Consider the following 20,329-nt stretch of genomic DNA (forward strand, 5'->3'; position numbering starts at 1 on the left):
AATGATATAGTTATACACAGTTTGTGGACTAAGTAGCAGAAACCTGAGGGAATGGGAGTTGCTGAAATGAGTACAGAAGTAATTCTTGTGGATAAACATGTGAATAAAGAAACGAATTATGCACAAGCTGTGGATATCATCCGTCAGGGCGGGATTGTGGCGTTTCCGACCGAGACAGTTTACGGGCTTGGAGCAGATGCTACCAACGCGGAAGCGGTCAGCAAAATATTCGAGGCCAAAGGGCGTCCGGCTGACAATCCATTGATAGTGCATGTCGATTCGAAAGAGACGGCCGTTACTTATGTGGATGAAGTTTCAGAAAAGGCTTTGAAGTTGATGGATGCGTTTTGGCCAGGCGCTCTGACCCTCATCATGAAATCGAAGCCGCATATTTTCGCGCGGAATGTGACCGCTGATCTTGAAACAGTCGGAATCCGTGTGCCGAACCATCCGGTGGCATTGAATCTATTGAAGCGGCTGCAATTGCCGGTCGCAGCGCCGAGTGCAAATACCAGCGGCAAGCCGAGCCCGACGCTTGCTGAACATGTTTATCACGATATGGAAAATAAAATACCGTTGATTCTGGACGGGGGCCCGACAAAAATAGGCATTGAATCGACAGTGCTGGACATGACCAGCGAACCTCCAGTGATTCTCCGGCCTGGAAATGTAACGAAAGCACAGATTGAAAGCGTCATCGGAACCATCAGGTTATCAGCTGAACTTCATGGCAACGCACCAAAATCGCCGGGTATGAAGTACGCGCACTATGCGCCGGATGCACCTGTTTATCTGATTGAAGATGACAGCAAATTAATCCATAAAGCGATTGAACACGTGCAGGGCAAAGGGAAGAAAATTGCTGTTCTCAGCAGCACCGAATACCCGGAAGCCGATTTTCATTTTCCGTTGAGTCCCGAGACTTTGTACAGCAGTTTGCGCAAATGTGATATGACCGACGCGGATCTGATATTGGCCGGCGTGCCGGCTGAGCGGAATGACAGTGATTTCATGATGAACCGCCTGGAAAAAGCGGCAGATCATAAATGGTTCAGTTGAAAATTCTCGAAAGCAGGTGACATGATGAAAATTGTATTTGTTTGCACAGGAAATACTTGCAGGAGCCCGATGGCTGAAGCGATTTTGGAATCCAAAAGAATCGCCGGCATTGAAGTCCGTTCCGCAGGGGTTTTTGCCGGCAGTTCACCGATTTCACAAAATGCCGGAGCTGTTCTTGCGGAGCAGGGAATTGAATTCGATCATACGTCACGGCCGCTTTCTCCGGAAGATTTGGAATGGGCCGATGTCATTTTGACCATGACCCTTTCCCATAAGCAATTGATCCATCAGCAGCATCCGTATATGTCCGGGAAATTATATACATTGAAAGAATATGTGACCGGCTCGGCTGATGATGTAAGTGACCCATACGGCGGCTCAGTCTCAGTGTATCAACAGACTTTCGACGAATTGCGTGAACTGATCGGCAGGCTGGAAACTAAACTTTTGCAGGAAAAATAAAAATTTTGCCACCCGTCATTTTGGGTGGTTTTTATTATGCGCTGATTTTCCCAACCTCAAAAAAGCCATAACACTAACCGTTTATATGTTTTTTCGCATAAAGGTGTTAAAATGGAACCAAAGTGTAAAAGTAAATGATTGCTTTTAGCGCTAACAGAATAGAAAAGAGGGTTATACATGAAAATCGCTATTTCTTCTGATCACGGCGGCAACAATCTTCGCAAGGAAATGGTCAATCTCTTAAACGAGATGGGCATTGAATATAAGGACTTCGGCCCGCACACCGATGACTCTGTCGATTACCCCGATTACGCGACTCCGGTTGCGGAAGCTGTAGTAAACGGTGAAGCGGATCGCGGTATCCTGATCTGCGGAACCGGGATCGGCATGTCGATCGCAGCAAATAAAGTAAAAGGGATCCGCTGCGCTCTAGTGCATGATGTTTTCAGCGCCAAAGCGACTAGAGGACATAACGATTCCAATATCCTTGCAATGGGTGAACGTGTTGTCGGAGCAGGACTTGCGCGTGAAATCGCGAAAACTTGGCTGACAGAGGAATTTGAAGGCGGACGCCACGAAAAACGGATACAAAAAATCACAGACTTAGAAAAATAAGGAGTGGTCAGCATGCAAAGTTTATGGCAATTGCAGCTAGAAGAAACGTTGGGTGAACTGGAACAGGCAATTGATTTCAGGAAAGGCCAGGTTTTTGTGGTCGGCTGTTCAACTTCCGAAGTGCTCGGACAGCATATCGGCACTGGAGGCGGGTTGGATATTGCGGAAAGCTTGTATGAACCATTACAGAAATTCGCGGAACGCCATAAAATTTTTCTGGCGTTCCAGGGTTGTGAACATATTAACCGTGCTTTGACGATTGAACGGCATGCCGCTGAGAAATACGGCTGGGAGCCGGTATCCGTCATTCCGGTAGCCAAAGCCGGCGGGTCGATGAGTGCTTATGCTTACAGTGCTATGAACGATCCGGTCGTAGTCGAGGAAATCAAAGCGCACGCCGGAATCGACATCGGCCAGACAATGATCGGCATGCATTTAAAAAGAGTAGCCGTTCCGGTGCGTACATCTGTTAAACTAATAGGAGATGCGATTGTTTCTGCAGCCACCACACGCCCGAAACTGATCGGCGGTGAACGCGCCAGCTACAGTCGTGAGTTTGTTCAATTACAGGAGGGAAATCAGGATGGATTTGATTAAAGCGCAAGACCAGGCAGTATATGAAGCAATGAATGCGGAAAAAGAACGCCAGGAAGCGAATATCGAACTGATTGCATCAGAAAACTTTGTGTCGCAGGCCGTCATGGATGCGCAAGGCTCTGTATTGACTAATAAATACGCGGAAGGCTATCCGGGCAAACGTTATTACGGGGGCTGTGAATTCGTTGACGTGGTGGAAAACATCGCGAGAGACCGCCTGAAAGAAATTTTCGGTGCGGACCACGCCAATGTACAGCCGCATTCCGGTTCACAGGCAAATATGGCTGTTTATACTGCGGTTCTTGAAAAAGGCGATACGATTCTTGGAATGAACTTGAACCACGGCGGTCATTTGACGCATGGCAGTAAAGTGAATTTCAGCGGTATGCAGTATGAATTCAAGGAATACGGCGTAGATGAAGAAACGCAATTGATCGATTACGATAAAGTGCGTGAAGCTGCACTGGAGCACAAACCGAAAATGATCGTAGCAGGAGCAAGTGCATATTCCCGAAAACTTGATTTTGAGAAATTCCGTGAAATCGCTGATGAAGTCGGCGCTTATTTGATGGTGGATATGGCTCACATTGCCGGGCTTGTGGCAACAGGAGCTCATCCGAACCCGGTTCCCCACGCGCATTTCGTGACATCGACAACACATAAAACCCTTCGCGGCCCACGCGGCGGTTTGATTCTTTGCAAAGAGGAATTCGCGAAGAAAATCGACAAAACGATTTTCCCGGGAATCCAGGGCGGTCCGCTTATGCACGTTATCGCATCTAAAGCGGTAGCGTTCGGTGAAGCACAGCAGCCTGAGTACAAAGAATACATCGACCAAGTGGTGAAAAACGCGAACGCACTTGCTGAAGGCCTGATGGCTGAAGGCGTGGATATCGTTTCAAAAGGCACGGACAACCATTTGATGCTGATTGACCTGCGTTCATTGAACCTCACAGGAAAAGTAGCCGAAAAAGTTTTGGATGAAGTCGGCATCACAACAAATAAAAACACGATTCCATTTGATCCGGAAAGTCCATTTGTGACCTCAGGAATCCGTCTTGGAACGCCTGCTGTTACGTCCCGCGGCTTTAAAGAAACGGAAATGAAGGAGATCGCATCCATTATCGCGATGCTTCTAAAAAACCCTGAAGATGAAACAACGAAGAAAGAAGCGGCTGAACGCACAGCTAAATTAACAGCCAGCTTCCCGCTCTATAAATAAGGGAATGCAGCTGCTGTCTCGCAAGGGCAGTCAGCTGCATTTTTCTCCCCATAGATAACGAAAGAAGGGGTACCGGATGCAAAACAGTAAAATAGAAAAAGAAAAATACATAATTGTGGATTGGCTCAGCCGTCTCGGTGTCGAATTCCAGACAGGTTTTGTCGTCATCAATTCCCAACTTGATGAGCAGCCGATCCTTTATGCCAATCAGGCGTTCTACGACATGACGGGATATTCCGAAAACGACGTCCTGGGTAAAAACGGCCGGTTTTTGCATGGGGAAAAAACAGACAAGATAATCAGCGATAAAATCCGGAAATGCACCTTATCCGATAAGGCGGACACATTCGAAATCGTTAACTACCATAAGAATAAGAACCCCTTCTGGAATGAAATCACAGTTCAGCCGATCAGCGTTGACGGTGGGAGACATCGGTATACACTGATGCTGATGAAGAACATCAATGACCGGAAAAGGGAAGAAGCATTGATCCAGCTGCAGCAGGAAGCGTATACCGGCATCGAAAAAGGCTATATGCTCGGTTCGCTGCTTGAAAATGTCTGCCGGATCATTGAATCGTTCTTCAAGGATGGCACGACATGCACCATCCTGTTCATTGATGAAAACAATAAATTCAGGGATGTCGCAGGCAAATCAATGCCGAAGGATTTCCGTGAATTTATTGATGGAAAAGACGCGACTCCACAATCGGGCTCATGCGGGGCAGCTTATCACCGGGGCGAGTCGGTCATAGTGGAAGATATGCAAGTAGATGAGTTATGGAAAGAATACCGATACATGGCTGAACAATATGGTTTCAAATCCACCTGGTCAGTGCCTTTTCTTGATAAAGACGGCAATGTGATAGGTACATTAGGCATTTATTTCCCGTCGACGACTATACCGGATGAAAAAGACTATCTGTTTCTGGAAAGAATCGCACCGACGATTTCCCTGACAGTCAAGTATTCGAGACAGCAGGAAGAAATGCTGAAACTTGCTTATACGGATCGGACGACGGGACTGCGCAACCGCAACTATTTCATGATTGAATTGGCTTCTTTGCTTGAAGAAAACAAAGAAGGGCTCGTTGCGTTTTTATCAGTGGACGAATACGTCAAAGTCGTTGACCAATATGGCCACCGTGCTGGTGATCAATTGATCCAGGAAATCGGCAAGCGTTTCGGCATGGCAACTTCTTCGAAAGAAGCGCTGATTGCGCGTTTTTCCGATTCGACGCTGGCACTTGTCAGCCTCATGCCGCTGGATCAGATCCCGGATTATCTTGAAGAGCTGGGCAAATTATTGGCTGAGCCGATTACAGTGCGTGATATAGAATTGTTCTTATCCCTTAAAACGGGCGTCTCCATCATAACGGCCATGCAGCAGGATGTGGAGGAACTCATCCGCTATGCAGACAGCGCATTATCGAAAGCGAAACTTCGGGCGGGTGAATCCATCTGTTATTACGAGAACGAACATGATGAGTACATGATGCGAAATCTCCGGATAGCCAATGAACTGACGGCAGCGCTGCGCCGTGAAGAAATAAAAGTCCATCTTCAGCCGAAAGTGGATATGCGTACAGGCAAAATTCTGAGCTTCGAAGCGCTGGCACGCTGGAATTCGCCGGAACTTGGCAATATTGCTCCGGATGTTTTCATACCGGCAGCTGAAAAGAATGGCAAAATCCGCATTCTTGAACAGAATGTCTTGAAGCAGGTAATGGAATGGCTGAAAAATCGCCAGGAGCATAACCTTAACCTCCAGCAAGTGGCGGTTAATATTTCGGCGGATCATTTTTTCCATCATTCGTTTGTTCCGAATCTCGTGGACATGACAGCGGATTACAATATTGACCGGCGTTTGATCCAACTTGAAATTACAGAACGGATCGGCTTTGTCGACATCGAAGCCGCCAGAAAAATCTTCAAGCAATTGACGATATATGGCTTTAGCAGTTCGGTGGATGATTTCGGTACCGGCTACTCTTCTTTGAGCTATTTGCAGAAGCTGCCGGTCAGCGAAATCAAAATCGATCGGTCCTTCATTTCCAAAATGCACGAAACGGATACACTTGCGATTGTCCGGACCATCATTCAATTGGCGGAAAACCTGGACATGACCGCTGTTGCGGAAGGCGTGGAAACAGAAGAGCAGAAACACCTGCTGCTGGATCTGGGATGCCATGTTGCCCAAGGATATTATTTCTATCGCCCGATGCCACTCGAAGATGCAAACCTATTGTAGACCGGAGCATATGCTCCGGTTTTTTTAGTGGAATGGATTCAAGGGCTTACACTAAAGTTGTATGGCAATTAAAATTTCAGAAAAATTACAATGCTCGGCAGAGAGTTCAGAGCACTTCAATTTCTGTTATACTATTGAAGATAATGTGGAAAAAGGAGAGATACGCCGTGGGAAAAGTATATGTTTTTGATCACCCGCTGATTCAGCATAAACTGACGTACATCCGCGATAAATCGACTGGGACGAAAGAGTTCCGCGAATTGGTGGATGAAATAGCAACATTAATGGCTTTTGAAATAACCCGTGACCTTCCGCTGCAGGAAATTGAAGTGGAAACGCCGGTGCAGATTGCAAAAGCAAATGTATTGGCAGGGAAAAAAATGGCGATCGTGCCGATTCTGCGCGCAGGCATCGGGATGGTCGATGGGATTTTGAAACTGATCCCAGCGGCGAAAGTCGGACACATCGGTCTATATCGTGACCCTGAAACGCTGCAGCCGGTCGAGTACTATTTTAAAATGCCTTCGGATATTAAAGAACGCGAAATCATTGTAGTCGATCCGATGCTCGCAACTGGCGGCTCAGCAATCGAAGCTGTCAATTCACTGAAAAAACGCGGAGCGGTAAAAATCCGTTTCATGTGCATCATTGCAGCACCGGAAGGCGTGGAAGCTTTACAAAATGCACATCCGGACGTAGACATCTACATCGCGGCACTTGATGAAAAATTGGACGACCACGGCTATATCGTTCCAGGTCTTGGAGACGCTGGAGACCGTTTATTTGGAACAAAATAATATAGAAAAGCGGAAACGGCCGCTCAGCTCCGACAAGCGTAAGACGATTTGGCGAAGCGGCGTCTTTCCAGCCGCACAGCCAAAGTGGCTTACGACTCGAGGAGTTGGCCGTTGGAGTCTGGACAATAGAAAAGCGGAAACGGCCGCTCAGCTGGGCAACTGGAGTCTAAAGAATAAAGAAAAGCGAGGCTGATCCTTTTGACAAAGAAGTGGAAAGTGATGACGATCTTCGGTACACGTCCGGAAGCCATCAAAATGGCGCCGCTTGTACTGGAGCTTCAAAAACATCCGGAAACCATCGAGCCCCTGGTGACTGTTACAGCACAGCACCGTGAAATGCTCGACCAGGTTCTTGAAACATTCAAAATCACACCGGATTTCGACTTGAATATCATGAAGGACCGCCAGACGCTCGGCGAAGTAACGACGCGGGCACTGGAAGGTCTCGATAAAGTGATGAAAGAAGCGAAGCCTGATATCGTGCTGGTGCACGGCGATACGACAACAACTTTTGTTGCCAGCCTAGCCGCATTCTACAACCAGATAGCTGTGGGCCATGTAGAAGCAGGGCTGCGTACGCACAATAAATTCTCTCCTTATCCGGAAGAGATGAACCGCCAGTTGACCGGCGTCATTGCCGATCTTCATTTTGCGCCGACTGAAAAATCAGCACAGAACCTGTTGGCAGAAAACAAAAAAGAGGAAGCTGTCTACATTACGGGCAACACAGCGATTGATGCCTTACAAACGACTGTGACCGAAACTTATTCACATCCGATCCTTGAGAAAATCGGCGATGACCGCATGATTCTATTGACGGCACACCGTCGTGAAAATCTGGGCCAGCCGATGCGCAATATGTTCCGCGCGATTAAACGCCTGATCGAAGAGCACGACGACATCCAGGTTGTTTACCCGGTTCACATGAATCCGGCCGTAAGGGAAGTGGCGGATGAAGTGCTTGGCCGCGACCCGCGCATCCATTTGATCGAACCGCTTGAAGTCTTGGATTTCCACAACTTCGCTGCGCGTTCCTTCATTATATTGACGGATTCAGGCGGTATTCAGGAAGAAGCGCCGTCGCTTGGCAAACCGGTGCTCGTGCTGCGTGATACGACTGAACGTCCGGAAGGCATCGATGCTGGCACACTGAAGCTTGCCGGTACGGATGAAGAGACGATTTATGGGCTGGCGAAAGAATTATTGACAGATGAAGCGGCGTATAAAGCGATGTCGCATGCATCAAATCCTTACGGGGACGGCAAGGCATCGGTGCGGATTGTCGAAGCGCTTCATCAGTATTTCAACGCCAAATAAATAATTTGTGAATTTTTGTCCACAATATGTCGGGGCAATTTTGCTTGTGAAGTTTTTCACTTCTATCAATTGACATGATTTTACCCCTATTGTATGCTTACAAAGGGTATGCATGAGAAGGTTTTTTTACATAATTTTTTATGGTAAAAGCCTGATGCGACTGCTCTTTTATAGGGGTAAAATGTCAAATCAACGAATTTCGAGGGGTTTATCATGCACCCGAAAAAAAGTCCCTTACAAGCGATGGCTCTATACAGCGCCATCCTCTCACAACTTGTCGGGTCCGTACTCATCGGTGCGTTCACAGGTATGTGGATCGATGATCAGTTCGGAACCGCCCCGCTATTTCTGGTCATCTGCCTTTTCGCAGGCATTTCAGCAGGCGTCTGGGCAATGCTTCAGACCGTCCGAAAATTCGAATCAGGAGACAAGTAAAAAAATGGATGGACTCAGGGAGATTTTCACAAGACTTAAAAGGATAATCATCTTTATCCTCGCAATATGTGTACTCGGTTGGGGATTCACCCCGTACCAGGACATCTTTGCGGGTCTGATCATCGGAACTTTGTTCGGCATTTATAATATGTGGATACTGGTTCGCCGGATGGACAAATTTGACCGGGCGGTGGCTGAAGGCTCGAAAGTTCGTTCCCTAGGAACGGCATTACGGTTTGCATCAGGTGTTGCAGCTGTTGCGATAGCGATATTGTTCGCAGAGCACATTCACTTGGTCAGTACGGTAATTGGATTGATGATTCCTTACATTCTGCTTTTGGCGGAACGGATCATCCATCACGTGAAACACCATTAAGAATGTGGAAAGAGAGGTGAAACAATCGTGGATCATGGAGCTCCAATGTGGCAAGATCCGCTGTTCGGTATTTGGTTTAACTTATCCAACGTTATGATGCTGCTCGTAGCCGCTCTTATCGTGTTCCTCATCGCATTCTTTGCAACGCGGAACTTAAAGCTGAAACCGACCGGGATGCAAAACTTCATGGAATGGATCATGGATTTCGTGAAGGGTATCATAAAGAGCAATATGGACTGGAGAGACGGTGGACGATTCCATGTACTTGGAATTACGCTGCTCATGTTCATTTTTGTTTCGAACATGCTGGGATTGCCATTCTCAATCATTGTCAACGGAGATCTCTGGTGGAAATCACCTACAGCTGATCCGACTGTCACAATGACACTCGCAGCAACAATCATTATCTTGAGCCATTACTATGGCATCAAGCAAAAAGGTTTGAAGAATTACGGAGCGGATTATTTGAAGCCGATGCCATTCCTCTTCCCGTTGAAAATCATCGAGGAATTTGCGAATACGCTTACACTTGGTCTTCGTCTTTACGGTAACATCTTTGCCGGAGAAATCCTTTTAGGATTGCTTGCAGGTTTAGGTGGAGCGGGTATCTTCGGATTTGCCGCAGCCGCGCTTCCAATGATGGCTTGGCAAGGATTCTCGATCTTTATCGGGGCTATCCAGGCATTCATTTTCGTTATGTTGACAATGGTTTATATTTCGCATAAAGTTGCCGACGACCATTGAGATAAAATCGCCTTAATCGGCGGCAAAAAACAAAAAAACAATTATCCTGAGGAGGACATTTTAAAATGGGTTTATTAGCAGCAGCAATTGCAGTAGGTTTAGCAGCACTAGGTGCAGGTATTGGTAACGGTCTTATCGTTTCAAAAACAGTTGAAGGTATCGCTCGCCAGCCAGAAGCTCGTGGCGTTCTTCAAACAACAATGTTCATCGGTGTTGCTTTGGTAGAGGCACTTCCTATCATCGCGGTAGTTATCGCGTTCATCGTAATGAACCGTTAATCAACGAAAAGCGACGGCGCCCATTTAGCTCTGAAAGGCATAAGACAGGACAACGAAGTGGCCTTGGCCGCGCAGTTGGGCTGGCTTATGACCCGAAGAGCTGGGCCGCTGGAGTCTAGACAAAAAGTCTAAACACAAAAAGCTAAATGGCGAGAATGCTTCGGCATGTTTTTCGCCATTTACGCTTGTTATGAATCATTTTACAACCGAAAAATCATCTTGCAGCAATTAAAGATCTTACTATAGAAGAAACGTACTTTTAGGCTCTTGAAGGGAGTGAAACAATCGTGTTTTTTGATCACCTCGTACTCGGTGCTACCGTGAAGTTTTTGAATATTGGAGATATCGCAGCAACGTTGATCGTGTTTATCGCATTGATGCTGCTACTGAAAAAATTCGCATGGGGACCTTTGATGGGCGTAATGCAGGAACGTGAAGACTTGATCGCAAGTGAGATCGAAACTGCTGAAAACAGCCGTCTGGAATCCAAAAAAATGCTTGAAGAACAGCGCAACCTTCTGAAAGATGCGCGCACACAAGCACAGGAAATCGTAGAGAACGCCAAAAAGCAAGGCGAAGTTTCGCGTGAGGAAATCATCACGACGGCACGCGCTGAAGCTGGACGCATGAAAGATGCGGCAGTTCTTGAGATTGCCAACGAAAGAGACAAAGCGATTTCGGCAGTTCGTGAAGAAGTTGTGGCATTGTCATTGCTTGCAGCTACGAAAGTGCTTGAAAAAGAAATCTCTGAGGAAGACAACCGCCAGTTGATTAACGAAACGATTGCGAAGGCAGGCGAAGTGCAATGAGTCAGGCTGCAGAACGCTATGCATTAGCATTGTTCCAAACGGCACAGAAACATCAGGTTACTGCTGAAGTTGAACAGGATCTGCGCGAAGTGAAAAAAGTCTTTGCTATGACTCCGGAACTTTATCAACTGATGGTTTCACCGAAATTATCATCTGAAAAAAGAATCAACCTCATCAACGAATTGTTCAAGCAAGGAAATCAATACGTGATCAACACGATCCAATTGATCGCTGAGCGCGGACGTTTAAATGAAGTAGGGGAATTGGTCGATGCTTACATCACCCTTTCCAACGATGCACAAGGAATCCAGGATGCAAAAGTTTACTCTACACGTCCATTGACTGAAGAGGAACGCACTTCGATTTCAACTGTATTTGCACAAAAAGTAGGTAAACAGGCATTGCGAATTGAAAACATTGTCGATCCTTCGTTAATCGGCGGATTGCGTCTTCAAATCGGAAACCGCATCTATGACAGCAGCATCAGCACGAAATTGACTCGCTTGCAGCGTCAATTGATCGGTTAATTAATGAAATTATGAGAGGGTGACATACATGAGCATCAAAGCTGAAGAAATCAGCGGTCTGATTAAAGCGCAGATTGAAAATTACCAATCAGAGATGAAAGTTGACGACGTCGGTACAGTAATCACAGTTGGTGATGGTATCGCTCGCGCTCATGGCCTCGACAACGTCATGGCTGGAGAACTTGTTGAGTTCTCTACTGGTGTATTGGGTATGGCACAAAACTTGGAAGCCAATAATGTTGGTATCATCATCCTTGGGCCATTCGCAGACATCAAAGAAGGCGATGAAGTGCGTCGTACGGGCCGCATTATGGAAGTACCGGTAGGAGAAGAACTTATCGGACGTGTAGTAAATCCGCTTGGACAGCCAGTTGACGGCCTAGGCCCGATCAACACAACGAAATCCCGTCCAATCGAAAGCCCTGCACAAGGGGTTATGGCACGTAAATCTGTTCATGAACCACTTCAAACAGGTATCAAAGCGATTGACGCATTAGTGCCGATCGGCCGCGGACAGCGCGAATTGATCATCGGTGACCGCCAGACTGGTAAAACATCTGTAGCGATCGATACAATTTTGAACCAGGCTGACCAGGACATGATCTGTATCTATGTAGCTATCGGACAAAAAGAATCAACTGTACGTAACGTAGTTGAAACTTTCCGTAAAAACGGCGCTTTGGACTACACTATCGTCGTGACGGCATCTGCATCACAGCCGGCACCATTATTGTACCTTGCTCCTTACGCAGGTATCACTATGGCTGAAGAATTCATGTTTGACGGCAAACACGTTCTTATCGTCTATGATGATTTGACAAAACAAGCATCAGCTTATCGCGAACTTTCACTATTGCTTCGTCGTCCTCCAGGCCGTGAAGCTTACCCGGGTGACGTATTCTACTTGCACTCACGCCTTCTTGAGCGTGCAGCGAAGTTGAACGAAACTCTTGGTGCAGGTTCAATCACAGCATTGCCGTTCGTTGAAACGCAAGCTGGCGATATCTCTGCTTATATCCCAACAAACGTAATCTCAATCACTGACGGACAAATCTTCCTTCAGTCTGATCTATTCTTCTCGGGTGTACGCCCAGCGATCAACGCTGGTCTTTCTGTATCACGTGTTGGTGGTTCAGCGCAGATTAAAGCGATGAAGAAAGTTGCGGGTACGCTGCGTCTTGACTTGGCGGCATACCGTGAACTTGAATCATTCTCTCAATTCGGTTCTGACCTTGATGCTGCTACAGCTGCTAAACTTGAGCGCGGAAAACGGACTGTTGAAGTTCTGAAACAGGATTTGAACAACCCGATCAAAGTTGAGAAACAAGTTGTTATCTTCTATGCATTGACAAAAGGCTTCCTTGACGATATCGCAATCAAAGATATCTCCCGTTTTGAAGCTGAGTTGACTAGCTGGTTGGATACAAACCACACTGAAGTTTTGGAAACTATCCGCACTACGAAAGGTTTGCCTTCTGACGAAGCATTTGGCGCGGCAATCAACGACTTTAAACGCACATTCGCAAAATCAGAGTAAGCATTTCAGCAGGATCAGAAAAAAAAATAATAAGGTGGTGAAATACCAGTGGCATCTTTACGCGACATAAAAAACCGAATTACGTCAACGAAGAAAACAAGCCAGATTACACGAGCGATGCAAATGGTTTCCGCTTCAAAATTGAACCGTGCTGAGATGAATGCAAAAGCGTTCGTCCCTTACATGGCGAAAATTCAGGACGTCGTAGCTTCTATAGCTGCCGGATCGAATGACGCAAGCCATCCGATGATGACATCACGCCCTGTGAAGAAAACCGCATACCTTGTAATCACATCTGACCGTGGGTTGGTTGGCGGATATAACAGTAACATTCTGCGTACTGTAAGCAATAAAATCCGTGAACGCCATACGTCGAATGATGAATTTGTTATCCTCAGCATTGGCCGTAAAGGTCGGGATTTCTTTGCGAAGCAGGGAATGACAATCCTGGAAAGCGCAATCGCGCTTCCGGATCATCCTTCTTTCGCTGATATCAAAGAAATTACGCGCAAAGCTGTTGGTATGTTCTCAGAAGGTGCATATGACGAAGTTTATATGTACTATAATCACTTTGTCTCAGCTATTCAACAGGAAGTCACTGAAACGAAGGTTCTGCCTTTGACGGATATCAAGCCGACTGGAGCGACTTCTTCTTATGAATTCGATCCATCTGCTGAAGCGATCCTGGAAGTCCTTCTTCCACAATACGCAGAAAGCCTGATTTTTGGTGCCGTTCTTGACGGCAAAGCAAGTGAACATGCGGCTTCAATGACAGCGATGAAGAGCGCGACCGACAATGCGTCCGAATTGATCGACGGATTGACACTTTCATATAACCGTGCCCGCCAGGCAGCGATCACTCAGGAAATCACTGAAATCGTTGGTGGGGCAGCGGCTTTAGAATAAAACATTTTATATTTCGCTTCGGCACTGAGAGAAATCTCAAAGATATGGAGCAAAACAGCGAAGACTCCCAGGCGACCAAGTGAAGTGCTGAGATCCACTCGGGCGAAGTGTAACGAGCACGAGTTAGCTCAGCGCAAGCAGCCAGGAAAGCGAAGCTGTTTTGCGGAATATCGAAATATAAATATATTAATTTAAATAAAGATATAGTTTCAATAAAAGTAAGACAGGAGGGAATAGCATGAACACAGGACACGTTCTTCAAGTTATGGGTCCGGTTGTAGACATCAAGTTTGCCGATGGCCATCTTCCAGAAATCTACAACGCCCTAACTGTAAAAATTGATCGTCCCGGTCAGGCAGTAGTTACTTTGACTTTAGAAGTAGCTTTGCACCTTGGCGACGACACTGTTCGTACGATTGCGATGGAATCCACTGATGGATTGCAGCGTGGATCGGTTGTAACCGATTTGGGCAGCGCTATTACTGTTCCAGTTGGAGAAGTAACACTAGGCCGCGTATTTAACGTACTTGGTGAAGTAATCGACTTAGGTGAAGAAATCCCGGCAACAGAACGCCGCGACCCGATTCACCGTTCAGCACCTACATTTGAGCATCTTTCCACAGAAGTTCAAATTCTTGAAACAGGTATCAAAGTAGTTGACTTGCTTGCCCCTTACATCAAAGGTGGTAAAATCGGTCTCTTCGGTGGTGCCGGTGTAGGTAAAACAGTTCTTATCCAGGAATTGATCAACAACATCGCTCAAGAGCACGGCGGTCTTTCTGTATTCGCCGGTGTTGGTGAGCGTACACGTGAAGGAAATGACTTATTCCACGAGATGAGCGATTCCGGCGTTATCAAGAAAACTGCAATGGTCTTCGGCCAAATGAACGAGCCGCCTGGCGCACGTATGCGTGTAGCTTTGTCTGGTTTGACAATGGCTGAATATTTCCGTGACGAACAAGGCGCGGACGTACTATTGTTCATCGATAATATTTTCCGCTTCACTCAAGCAGGTTCTGAGGTATCAGCGTTACTTGGCCGTATGCCATCTGCCGTTGGTTACCAGCCGACACTTGCTACTGAAATGGGTCAATTGCAGGAACGTATTACGACTACAAGCACTGGTTCTGTAACATCAATTCAAGCGATCTATGTACCAGCCGATGACTATACGGATCCGGCTCCTGCTACAACATTCGCCCACTTGGATGCTACAACTAACCTTGAGCGTAAACTTTCTGAAATGGGTATCTACCCAGCGGTGGATCCACTTGCTTCGACTTCACGCGCATTGTCGCCTGAAATCGTTGGAGAAGAACATTATGCAGTTTCCCGCCAAGTCCAGGAAACGCTTCAGCGTTACCGTGAACTACAGGATATCATTGCAATCCTTGGTATGGATGAGTTGAGCGATGAAGACAAGTTAACGGTTAACCGTGCTCGTCGCGTTCAAAACTTCCTATCTCAAAACTTCCACGTGGCTGAGCAGTTTACAGGCCAAAAAGGTTCTTATGTACCGGTTCAAGAAACAATCAAAGGATTCCAGGAAATCCTTGCCGGTAAATACGATCACTTGCCTGAAGATGCTTTCCGTTTGGTAGGTCGCATTGAAGATGTAATCGCCAAAGCTAAAGGCATGGGCGTAGAAGTCTAAATCAGGGACCAGGAGGGGAAAAAATGAAGACCATTACAGTCAATATTGTCACTCCCGACGGCCCGGTATACGATTCAGAAGTCTCCATGGTAATTGCGGTTACAGCTTCCGGTGAAATGGGCGTCCTGCCCGGTCACATCCCGACAGTAGCACCTCTTGGAATCGGCGCTGTCCGATTGAAGAAAGAAAACTCGACGGAATTGGTTGCTGTAAGCGGCGGATTCCTTGAAATTCGTCCTGAAAAAGTAACGATTCTTGCCCAGTCAGCAGAACGTGCGACTGATATCGATGTTGCTCGCGCACAAGAATCAGCTAAACGTGCAGAAGCGTTGCTACAGGCGAAAAAAGATGAAGTCGACTTCAAACGGGCTGAGCTTGCTTTGAAGCGTGCGATGAATCGTATCAACGTTTATGAGGGTAATGTATAGTATAGAAAAGCGGAAACGGCCGCACAGCTCCGACAGGCTTAAGATGAATTTCCGAAGCGGCGTCTTTTGCCGCACAGGAAGGGCAGCTTAAGTCCGAGGAGTTGGCCGTTGGAGTCTAGACACAGAAAAGCGACAGACAATGTAGAAAGCGGACAAAAGTTATCCTAACTTTTGCCCGCTTTTTCTATAATTTCTAAATACTATTCAATCGGAGAGGAAGAGCCATATGGAACAAATGATTGGCCAGCAGGCAATTATCTCTATCTTTAGCCACATCTTTTTTACTGGCGTAGCTTTTTACGCATTGCGCGCTATGACATTTGAAAATTGGATCCGAAAAAATCATGTGCTGCAGGCGCAAATACTTTATATTTTCCTGAGCATTGCTTTAGGTACAATGGTTTCAACGTTCTTTTTGAACATATCCGCATGGTCCAGACAGCTGCCTTATCTCTTTTAGGACTTGAGAAATTGTCGTGTTTCCACCTGGTGGGAACAGGCCAATTTACCAAACCTTAGCTATTTCCCGGGAAATAATTTCAAAAACCATGTTTATTTTCCTATATACGGGGAAAATATTCACTGTAATCAAATTGTAATATAAAGTGTTAATCGACGGACAAAAATCAAAAGGTTGTTACGAATCTTATAAACAAGCAGATAATATTTAACAAAAATAATCTGCCAGATACTTGTTATTTTAATAAAATACGGGTATCATAGTAAAGGTTTTGTTTCTAAATAATGACATTGGACTTTTAAGCGTTTTATATACATTTTTACAAATTTTATTACAGATTATTTTACACATGGAGGGCGTTTCAGTGGAACAGATCATTGTAAGAGGCGGTAACAAATTAAACGGTAAAGTAAGAGTGGAAGGGGCTAAGAATGCAGTTCTTCCAGTCCTGGCCGGAGCATTGCTCGCTGGTACAGGCAAAAGCATCATCAAGGAAGTTCCGCACTTGGCGGATGTCTACACGATTCAGGAAGTTTTGAAAAGCTTGAACGTAGGCATTGAATACTTCCCGGAAAAGAATGAAATGCATATTGATTCATCTTCAACTTTATCAAGTGAAGCTCAATTCGAGTATGTTAGAAAAATGAGAGCTTCGATTTTGGTTATGGGACCGCTTCTTGCACGCAATGGTTTTGCTCGTGTGGCGCTTCCAGGTGGTTGTGCAATCGGATCACGTCCGATCGAACTTCATTTAAAAGGCTTTGAAGCGATGGGCGCCAAGATTACATTCGGCAACGGCTTTGTAGAAGCTGACGTGAATGGCAGATTGCGCGGAGCTAAAATATACTTGGATTTCCCAAGCGTAGGGGCTACTGAAAACATCATGACGGCAGCAGCGTTGGCAGATGGGGTTACAATCATCGAAAACGCGGCGAAAGAGCCTGAAATTGTTGACTTGGCTACTTACATCAACGAAATGGGAGGGAAAGTGATTGGTGCAGGTACGGATACGATCCGTATCGAAGGCGTTGAAGAATTGAACGGCGCTGAGCATTATATCATTCCTGACCGCGTTGAAGCTGGTACATTCATGGTGGCAGCAGCGATCACTGAAGGTGACGTAACGATTGAAAACGCAGTACCTGAGCATATGGCAGCTTTGATCTCCAAACTTGGAGAAATGGGTGTGCGCATCGAAGAAACTGATGAAGGCCTTCGTATACGGGCATCACGTCCATTGCGCTCAATTGATATCAAGACGATGCCGCATCCAGGATTCCCTACGGATATGCAGTCTCAGATGATGTCATTGATGCTGACAGCAAAAGGGAACGGAATCCTGACAGAAACAGTTTTCGAAAACCGTTTCATGCATGTTGAAGAATTCCGCCGCATGAATGCTTCCGTTAAAATCGAAGGGCGTTCAGTTATCATGGAAGGGCCTTCTAAGTTGCAGGGAGCAGAAGTTTCGGCAACAGACTTGCGTGCAGCAGCAGCCCTGATTCTTGCTGGACTTGCCGCTGAGGGTATTACACGCGTAAACGAATTGCAGCATTTGGATCGCGGATACGTTGACTTTCATAAGAAACTTGCATCGCTTGGCGCAGATATCGAACGCGTCATCACAGAAGAAGCACCTGTCATGGAAGAGCAAACGGTCTAATTCCTTAATCATAATATCAAACCCGGAACTGCAATTGCGGTCCCGGGTTTTTATGTGCTTATAAAAGTATTTCCCGGGGAATGAAACTGAGAAGCTTGACCCTATCAGAGAATATTGAATAGACTCAACGAAGTTTTCTTAAAATAGCATATATTCTTCCAAAATATTATGTAGCTGACTGAATCTTTGTGTTAAAATATTCAGTTAGGAGAGTCTTTAAAGAGAGAGATACATAATAGAAGTACCATTACCGGAAGGGGTAGCAGGGATGTTGTTTTCAAGAGATATAGGGATTGACTTAGGAACGGCAAATGTACTGATTTATGTGAAAGGCAAAGGGGTTATTCTGAATGAACCTTCTGTCGTTGCGATGGATCGGAAAACCAATCAAGTGATTGCTGTAGGGGAAGAAGCGAGAAAAATGATCGGCCGCACTCCGGCGAATATAATTGCTGTTAGACCTTTAAAAGAAGGGGTTATCGCGGATTTTGATGTAACAGAAATCATGTTGAAGTATTTTATCGAACGATTGAAAGTCAGAGGATTCATGAACAAGCCGCGTATTCTTATCTGCTGTCCAACGAATGTAACGAGCGTCGAACAAAAGGCGATCCGTGAAGCTGCAGAGAAATCCGGCGGCAAGAAAGTCTACCTCGAAGAAGAGCCGAAGGTTGCTGCAATCGGAGCCGGCATGGACATTTACCAGCCAACAGGCAATATGGTCGTTGATATCGGCGGCGGCACAACAGATGTGGCTGTTCTTTCAATGGGCGATATCGTCACCAGTGAATCCATTAAAGTGGCGGGGGATGTATTCGATAATGATATTCTCCAGTATGTTAAAAAACATTATAAATTATTGATTGGTGAGCGAACAGCCGAAAATATCAAAATCGAAATTGGCACAGTCTTTAAAGGCAGCCGCAAAGATGAAATGGAAATACGCGGACGTGATATGGTTACAGGACTGCCGCGGGTAATTACCATCCACTCAGAAGAAATTGAATTGGCTTTACGTGAATCGGTCAATATGATTGTGGCCTCAGCTAAAAACGTATTGGAAAAAACGCCGCCAGAATTATCAGCGGATATCATCGATAGAGGCGTCATACTGACTGGCGGAGGTGCTATGCTGCATGGCATCGAGCAATTGCTGGCAGAAGAATTGAAAGTTCCTGTGTTCGTTTCAGAAGACCCGATGAATTCTGTAGCTATCGGTACAGGCATCATGCTGGATAGCCTTTCACGCAAAAGAAGATAAAGGTCTTTCCGTTTTTAATTATGTACAGCTACCGCATTTTTTTAGTATAATGACAACAGAGTGAAATCGTGTTAGCGGAATCGCAATAGACTTGTGGATGCGGAATGCTCTTAACAGATTATATGAGAGAATGCATCATTGGAAAGGTTGACGACTGAAATGGCTGAGCCGACTAAAAAAGTATCTAAAAGAAAAGAATATAAAAATGATGAAGCAGCTGGTGAACAGCAGGAGAAAAAGACCTGGTGGGTACAGATCAGATTATTTCCGATTTGGCTTCGCATCATTCTGGTCATCGGTTTAATCGTACTTGCGGCTGCGTTAGGCGCGATGGTCGGTTATGGCATCATCGGGGACGGACAGCCGAAAGATGCGCTGAAATGGGAAACATGGCAGCATATTATCGATATCATGAGCGGCAAAAAGTAACAGCTGCCGCTCTTTAATCATTTTAAAGGGGTTGGACTCATGTTGACGACTGAACAGATAAAAGCGATTCTTCCACACCGCTATCCATTTTTGATGGTGGACCGGATGCTGGAGCTTGAAGCAGGCAAAAGAGCGGTGGGCTTGAAAAATGTATCCGCCAATGAAGAGTTCTTTAATGGCCATTTCCCTGGATATCCTGTTATGCCGGGTGTCTTGATTGTAGAAGCTCTTGCTCAAGTAGGAGCAACTGCCGTTTTAAAAATGGAAGGCAATGAAGGGCGCCTCGCTTTCTTCACAGGTATAGACAATTGCCGTTTTAAGCGCCAGGTTGTCCCGGGCGATCAATTGCGCCTGGAAGTGGAATTGACGAAACTTAGAGGGCCGATGGGCAAAGGGCATGGCATCGCAACAGTGGACGGCGAAATTGCCTGTGAATGCGATATCCTATTCGCGTTGGGGCCGGTTGCTGAAAAATAAAAGATAAAAGCAGCGCAGATAATTT

At 46.0% G+C, this 20,329-nt stretch carries 23 protein-coding genes; all 23 read left to right on the forward strand.

The window, feature by feature from the left end; genetic code table 11:
- Nucleotides 1–66 precede the first annotated feature (66 nt).
- The 23 genes from CXF70_RS02630 (at nt 67) to fabZ (ending at nt 20,304) form a co-directional block, all read left to right on the forward strand.
- Nucleotides 67–1,059 carry an L-threonylcarbamoyladenylate synthase gene (locus CXF70_RS02630; RefSeq protein WP_101801427.1) on the forward strand — a complete coding sequence of 331 codons (993 nt, stop codon included), beginning with the start codon at nt 67–69 and terminating at the stop codon, nt 1,057–1,059.
- 24 nt (nt 1,060–1,083) lie between these two features.
- Nucleotides 1,084–1,521, forward strand: a complete 438-nt coding sequence (locus CXF70_RS02635; protein ID WP_101801428.1) for a low molecular weight protein arginine phosphatase — start codon at nt 1,084–1,086, stop codon at nt 1,519–1,521.
- A gap of 177 nt (nt 1,522–1,698) precedes the next feature.
- Nucleotides 1,699–2,136: a ribose 5-phosphate isomerase B gene (gene rpiB / locus CXF70_RS02640; RefSeq protein ID WP_101801429.1), complete on the forward strand. Its 438-nt coding sequence runs from the start codon at nt 1,699–1,701 to the stop codon at nt 2,134–2,136.
- Nucleotides 2,137–2,148: 12 nt separating this feature from the next.
- The gene (locus CXF70_RS02645; protein ID WP_101801430.1) at nt 2,149–2,733 is read left to right on the forward strand and encodes a TIGR01440 family protein; all 585 of its coding nucleotides are present in this window, start codon (nt 2,149–2,151) and stop codon (nt 2,731–2,733) included.
- Nucleotides 2,720–3,955 (forward strand): serine hydroxymethyltransferase, encoded by a 1,236-nt coding sequence (locus CXF70_RS02650; protein ID WP_101801431.1) that lies wholly within the window; start codon nt 2,720–2,722, stop codon nt 3,953–3,955. The genes CXF70_RS02645 and CXF70_RS02650 overlap by 14 nt, the downstream gene beginning before the upstream one ends.
- A 76-nt stretch (nt 3,956–4,031) precedes the next feature.
- Nucleotides 4,032–6,206 (forward strand): sensor domain-containing protein, encoded by a 2,175-nt coding sequence (locus tag CXF70_RS02655; protein WP_101801432.1) that lies wholly within the window; start codon nt 4,032–4,034, stop codon nt 6,204–6,206.
- 167 nt (nt 6,207–6,373) lie between these two features.
- Entirely contained in the window at nt 6,374–7,003 is a 630-nt protein-coding gene (gene upp / locus CXF70_RS02660; RefSeq protein WP_101801433.1) for a uracil phosphoribosyltransferase, read from the forward strand.
- Nucleotides 7,004–7,201: 198 nt separating this feature from the next.
- Complete coding sequence (gene wecB, locus CXF70_RS02670; RefSeq protein WP_101801435.1) at nt 7,202–8,320, forward strand: non-hydrolyzing UDP-N-acetylglucosamine 2-epimerase; 1,119 nt, start codon at nt 7,202–7,204, stop codon at nt 8,318–8,320.
- 213 nt (nt 8,321–8,533) lie between these two features.
- Nucleotides 8,534–8,755: an AtpZ/AtpI family protein gene (locus CXF70_RS02675; RefSeq protein WP_101801436.1), complete on the forward strand. Its 222-nt coding sequence runs from the start codon at nt 8,534–8,536 to the stop codon at nt 8,753–8,755.
- Between the two features lie 4 nt (nt 8,756–8,759).
- Entirely contained in the window at nt 8,760–9,131 is a 372-nt protein-coding gene (locus CXF70_RS02680) for an ATP synthase subunit I (protein ID WP_084244256.1), read from the forward strand.
- 27 nt (nt 9,132–9,158) lie between these two features.
- On the forward strand, nt 9,159–9,875 hold the full coding sequence (gene atpB, locus CXF70_RS02685; RefSeq protein ID WP_084244258.1) for a F0F1 ATP synthase subunit A: 717 nt from the start codon (nt 9,159–9,161) through the stop codon (nt 9,873–9,875).
- Between the two features lie 65 nt (nt 9,876–9,940).
- Nucleotides 9,941–10,153, forward strand: coding sequence for a F0F1 ATP synthase subunit C (gene atpE, locus CXF70_RS02690; protein ID WP_008433003.1), 213 nt, complete (start codon nt 9,941–9,943; stop codon nt 10,151–10,153).
- A gap of 287 nt (nt 10,154–10,440) precedes the next feature.
- The gene (gene atpF / locus CXF70_RS02695) at nt 10,441–10,962 is read left to right on the forward strand and encodes a F0F1 ATP synthase subunit B (protein WP_101801437.1); all 522 of its coding nucleotides are present in this window, start codon (nt 10,441–10,443) and stop codon (nt 10,960–10,962) included.
- Nucleotides 10,959–11,489 carry a F0F1 ATP synthase subunit delta gene (locus CXF70_RS02700; protein ID WP_084244262.1) on the forward strand — a complete coding sequence of 177 codons (531 nt, stop codon included), beginning with the start codon at nt 10,959–10,961 and terminating at the stop codon, nt 11,487–11,489. The genes atpF and CXF70_RS02700 overlap by 4 nt, the downstream gene beginning before the upstream one ends.
- 28 nt (nt 11,490–11,517) lie before the next feature.
- A complete protein-coding gene (gene atpA / locus CXF70_RS02705; RefSeq protein WP_084244264.1) occupies nt 11,518–13,026 on the forward strand; it encodes a F0F1 ATP synthase subunit alpha in 1,509 nt (502 codons plus the stop codon).
- Nucleotides 13,027–13,074: 48 nt separating this feature from the next.
- Nucleotides 13,075–13,932, forward strand: coding sequence for an ATP synthase F1 subunit gamma (gene atpG, locus CXF70_RS02710; RefSeq protein WP_101801438.1), 858 nt, complete (start codon nt 13,075–13,077; stop codon nt 13,930–13,932).
- Between the two features lie 238 nt (nt 13,933–14,170).
- Nucleotides 14,171–15,586, forward strand: a complete 1,416-nt coding sequence (gene atpD / locus CXF70_RS02715; protein ID WP_101801439.1) for a F0F1 ATP synthase subunit beta — start codon at nt 14,171–14,173, stop codon at nt 15,584–15,586.
- Nucleotides 15,587–15,609: 23 nt separating this feature from the next.
- Entirely contained in the window at nt 15,610–16,014 is a 405-nt protein-coding gene (locus CXF70_RS02720; protein WP_101801440.1) for a F0F1 ATP synthase subunit epsilon, read from the forward strand.
- A 226-nt stretch (nt 16,015–16,240) separates the two neighbouring features.
- Nucleotides 16,241–16,474, forward strand: a complete 234-nt coding sequence (locus CXF70_RS02725) for a DUF1146 family protein (protein WP_084244272.1) — start codon at nt 16,241–16,243, stop codon at nt 16,472–16,474.
- Nucleotides 16,475–16,838: 364 nt separating this feature from the next.
- Complete coding sequence (gene murA, locus CXF70_RS02730; RefSeq protein ID WP_084244274.1) at nt 16,839–18,137, forward strand: UDP-N-acetylglucosamine 1-carboxyvinyltransferase; 1,299 nt, start codon at nt 16,839–16,841, stop codon at nt 18,135–18,137.
- Between the two features lie 271 nt (nt 18,138–18,408).
- The gene (gene mreB, locus CXF70_RS02735; protein ID WP_101801443.1) at nt 18,409–19,398 is read left to right on the forward strand and encodes a rod shape-determining protein; all 990 of its coding nucleotides are present in this window, start codon (nt 18,409–18,411) and stop codon (nt 19,396–19,398) included.
- Nucleotides 19,399–19,557: 159 nt separating this feature from the next.
- Complete coding sequence (locus CXF70_RS02740) at nt 19,558–19,827, forward strand: DNA-directed RNA polymerase subunit beta (protein ID WP_101801444.1); 270 nt, start codon at nt 19,558–19,560, stop codon at nt 19,825–19,827.
- Between the two features lie 39 nt (nt 19,828–19,866).
- Nucleotides 19,867–20,304, forward strand: coding sequence for a 3-hydroxyacyl-ACP dehydratase FabZ (fabZ, locus tag CXF70_RS02745; protein ID WP_101801441.1), 438 nt, complete (start codon nt 19,867–19,869; stop codon nt 20,302–20,304).
- Nucleotides 20,305–20,329: the final 25 nt, after the last annotated feature.

The sequence above is a fragment of the Planomicrobium sp. MB-3u-38 genome, from assembly GCF_002836425.1.
In the GTDB taxonomy this organism is placed as follows: Bacteria; Bacillota; Bacilli; order Bacillales_A; family Planococcaceae; genus Planococcus; species Planococcus okeanokoites.

Bases quoted from the DNA above. Each gene is read 5' to 3' on its own strand.
- atpE (WP_008433003.1), top strand. From the start codon at position 9,941: ATGGGTTTATTAGCAGCAGCAATTGCAGTAGGTTTAGCAGCACTAGGT.
- CXF70_RS02655 (WP_101801432.1), top strand. From the start codon at position 4,032: ATGCAAAACAGTAAAATAGAAAAAGAAAAATACATAATTGTGGATTGG.
- CXF70_RS02680 (WP_084244256.1), top strand. From the start codon at position 8,760: ATGGATGGACTCAGGGAGATTTTCACAAGACTTAAAAGGATAATCATC.
- CXF70_RS02725 (WP_084244272.1), top strand. From the start codon at position 16,241: ATGGAACAAATGATTGGCCAGCAGGCAATTATCTCTATCTTTAGCCAC.
- CXF70_RS02675 (WP_101801436.1), top strand. From the start codon at position 8,534: ATGCACCCGAAAAAAAGTCCCTTACAAGCGATGGCTCTATACAGCGCC.
- CXF70_RS02630 (WP_101801427.1), top strand. From the start codon at position 67: ATGAGTACAGAAGTAATTCTTGTGGATAAACATGTGAATAAAGAAACG.
- CXF70_RS02645 (WP_101801430.1), top strand. From the start codon at position 2,149: ATGCAAAGTTTATGGCAATTGCAGCTAGAAGAAACGTTGGGTGAACTG.
- CXF70_RS02635 (WP_101801428.1), top strand. From the start codon at position 1,084: ATGAAAATTGTATTTGTTTGCACAGGAAATACTTGCAGGAGCCCGATG.
- CXF70_RS02650 (WP_101801431.1), top strand. From the start codon at position 2,720: ATGGATTTGATTAAAGCGCAAGACCAGGCAGTATATGAAGCAATGAAT.
- rpiB (WP_101801429.1), top strand. From the start codon at position 1,699: ATGAAAATCGCTATTTCTTCTGATCACGGCGGCAACAATCTTCGCAAG.
- atpD (WP_101801439.1), top strand. From the start codon at position 14,171: ATGAACACAGGACACGTTCTTCAAGTTATGGGTCCGGTTGTAGACATC.
- atpA (WP_084244264.1), top strand. From the start codon at position 11,518: ATGAGCATCAAAGCTGAAGAAATCAGCGGTCTGATTAAAGCGCAGATT.
- CXF70_RS02740 (WP_101801444.1), top strand. From the start codon at position 19,558: ATGGCTGAGCCGACTAAAAAAGTATCTAAAAGAAAAGAATATAAAAAT.
- fabZ (WP_101801441.1), top strand. From the start codon at position 19,867: ATGTTGACGACTGAACAGATAAAAGCGATTCTTCCACACCGCTATCCA.
- CXF70_RS02700 (WP_084244262.1), top strand. From the start codon at position 10,959: ATGAGTCAGGCTGCAGAACGCTATGCATTAGCATTGTTCCAAACGGCA.
- CXF70_RS02720 (WP_101801440.1), top strand. From the start codon at position 15,610: ATGAAGACCATTACAGTCAATATTGTCACTCCCGACGGCCCGGTATAC.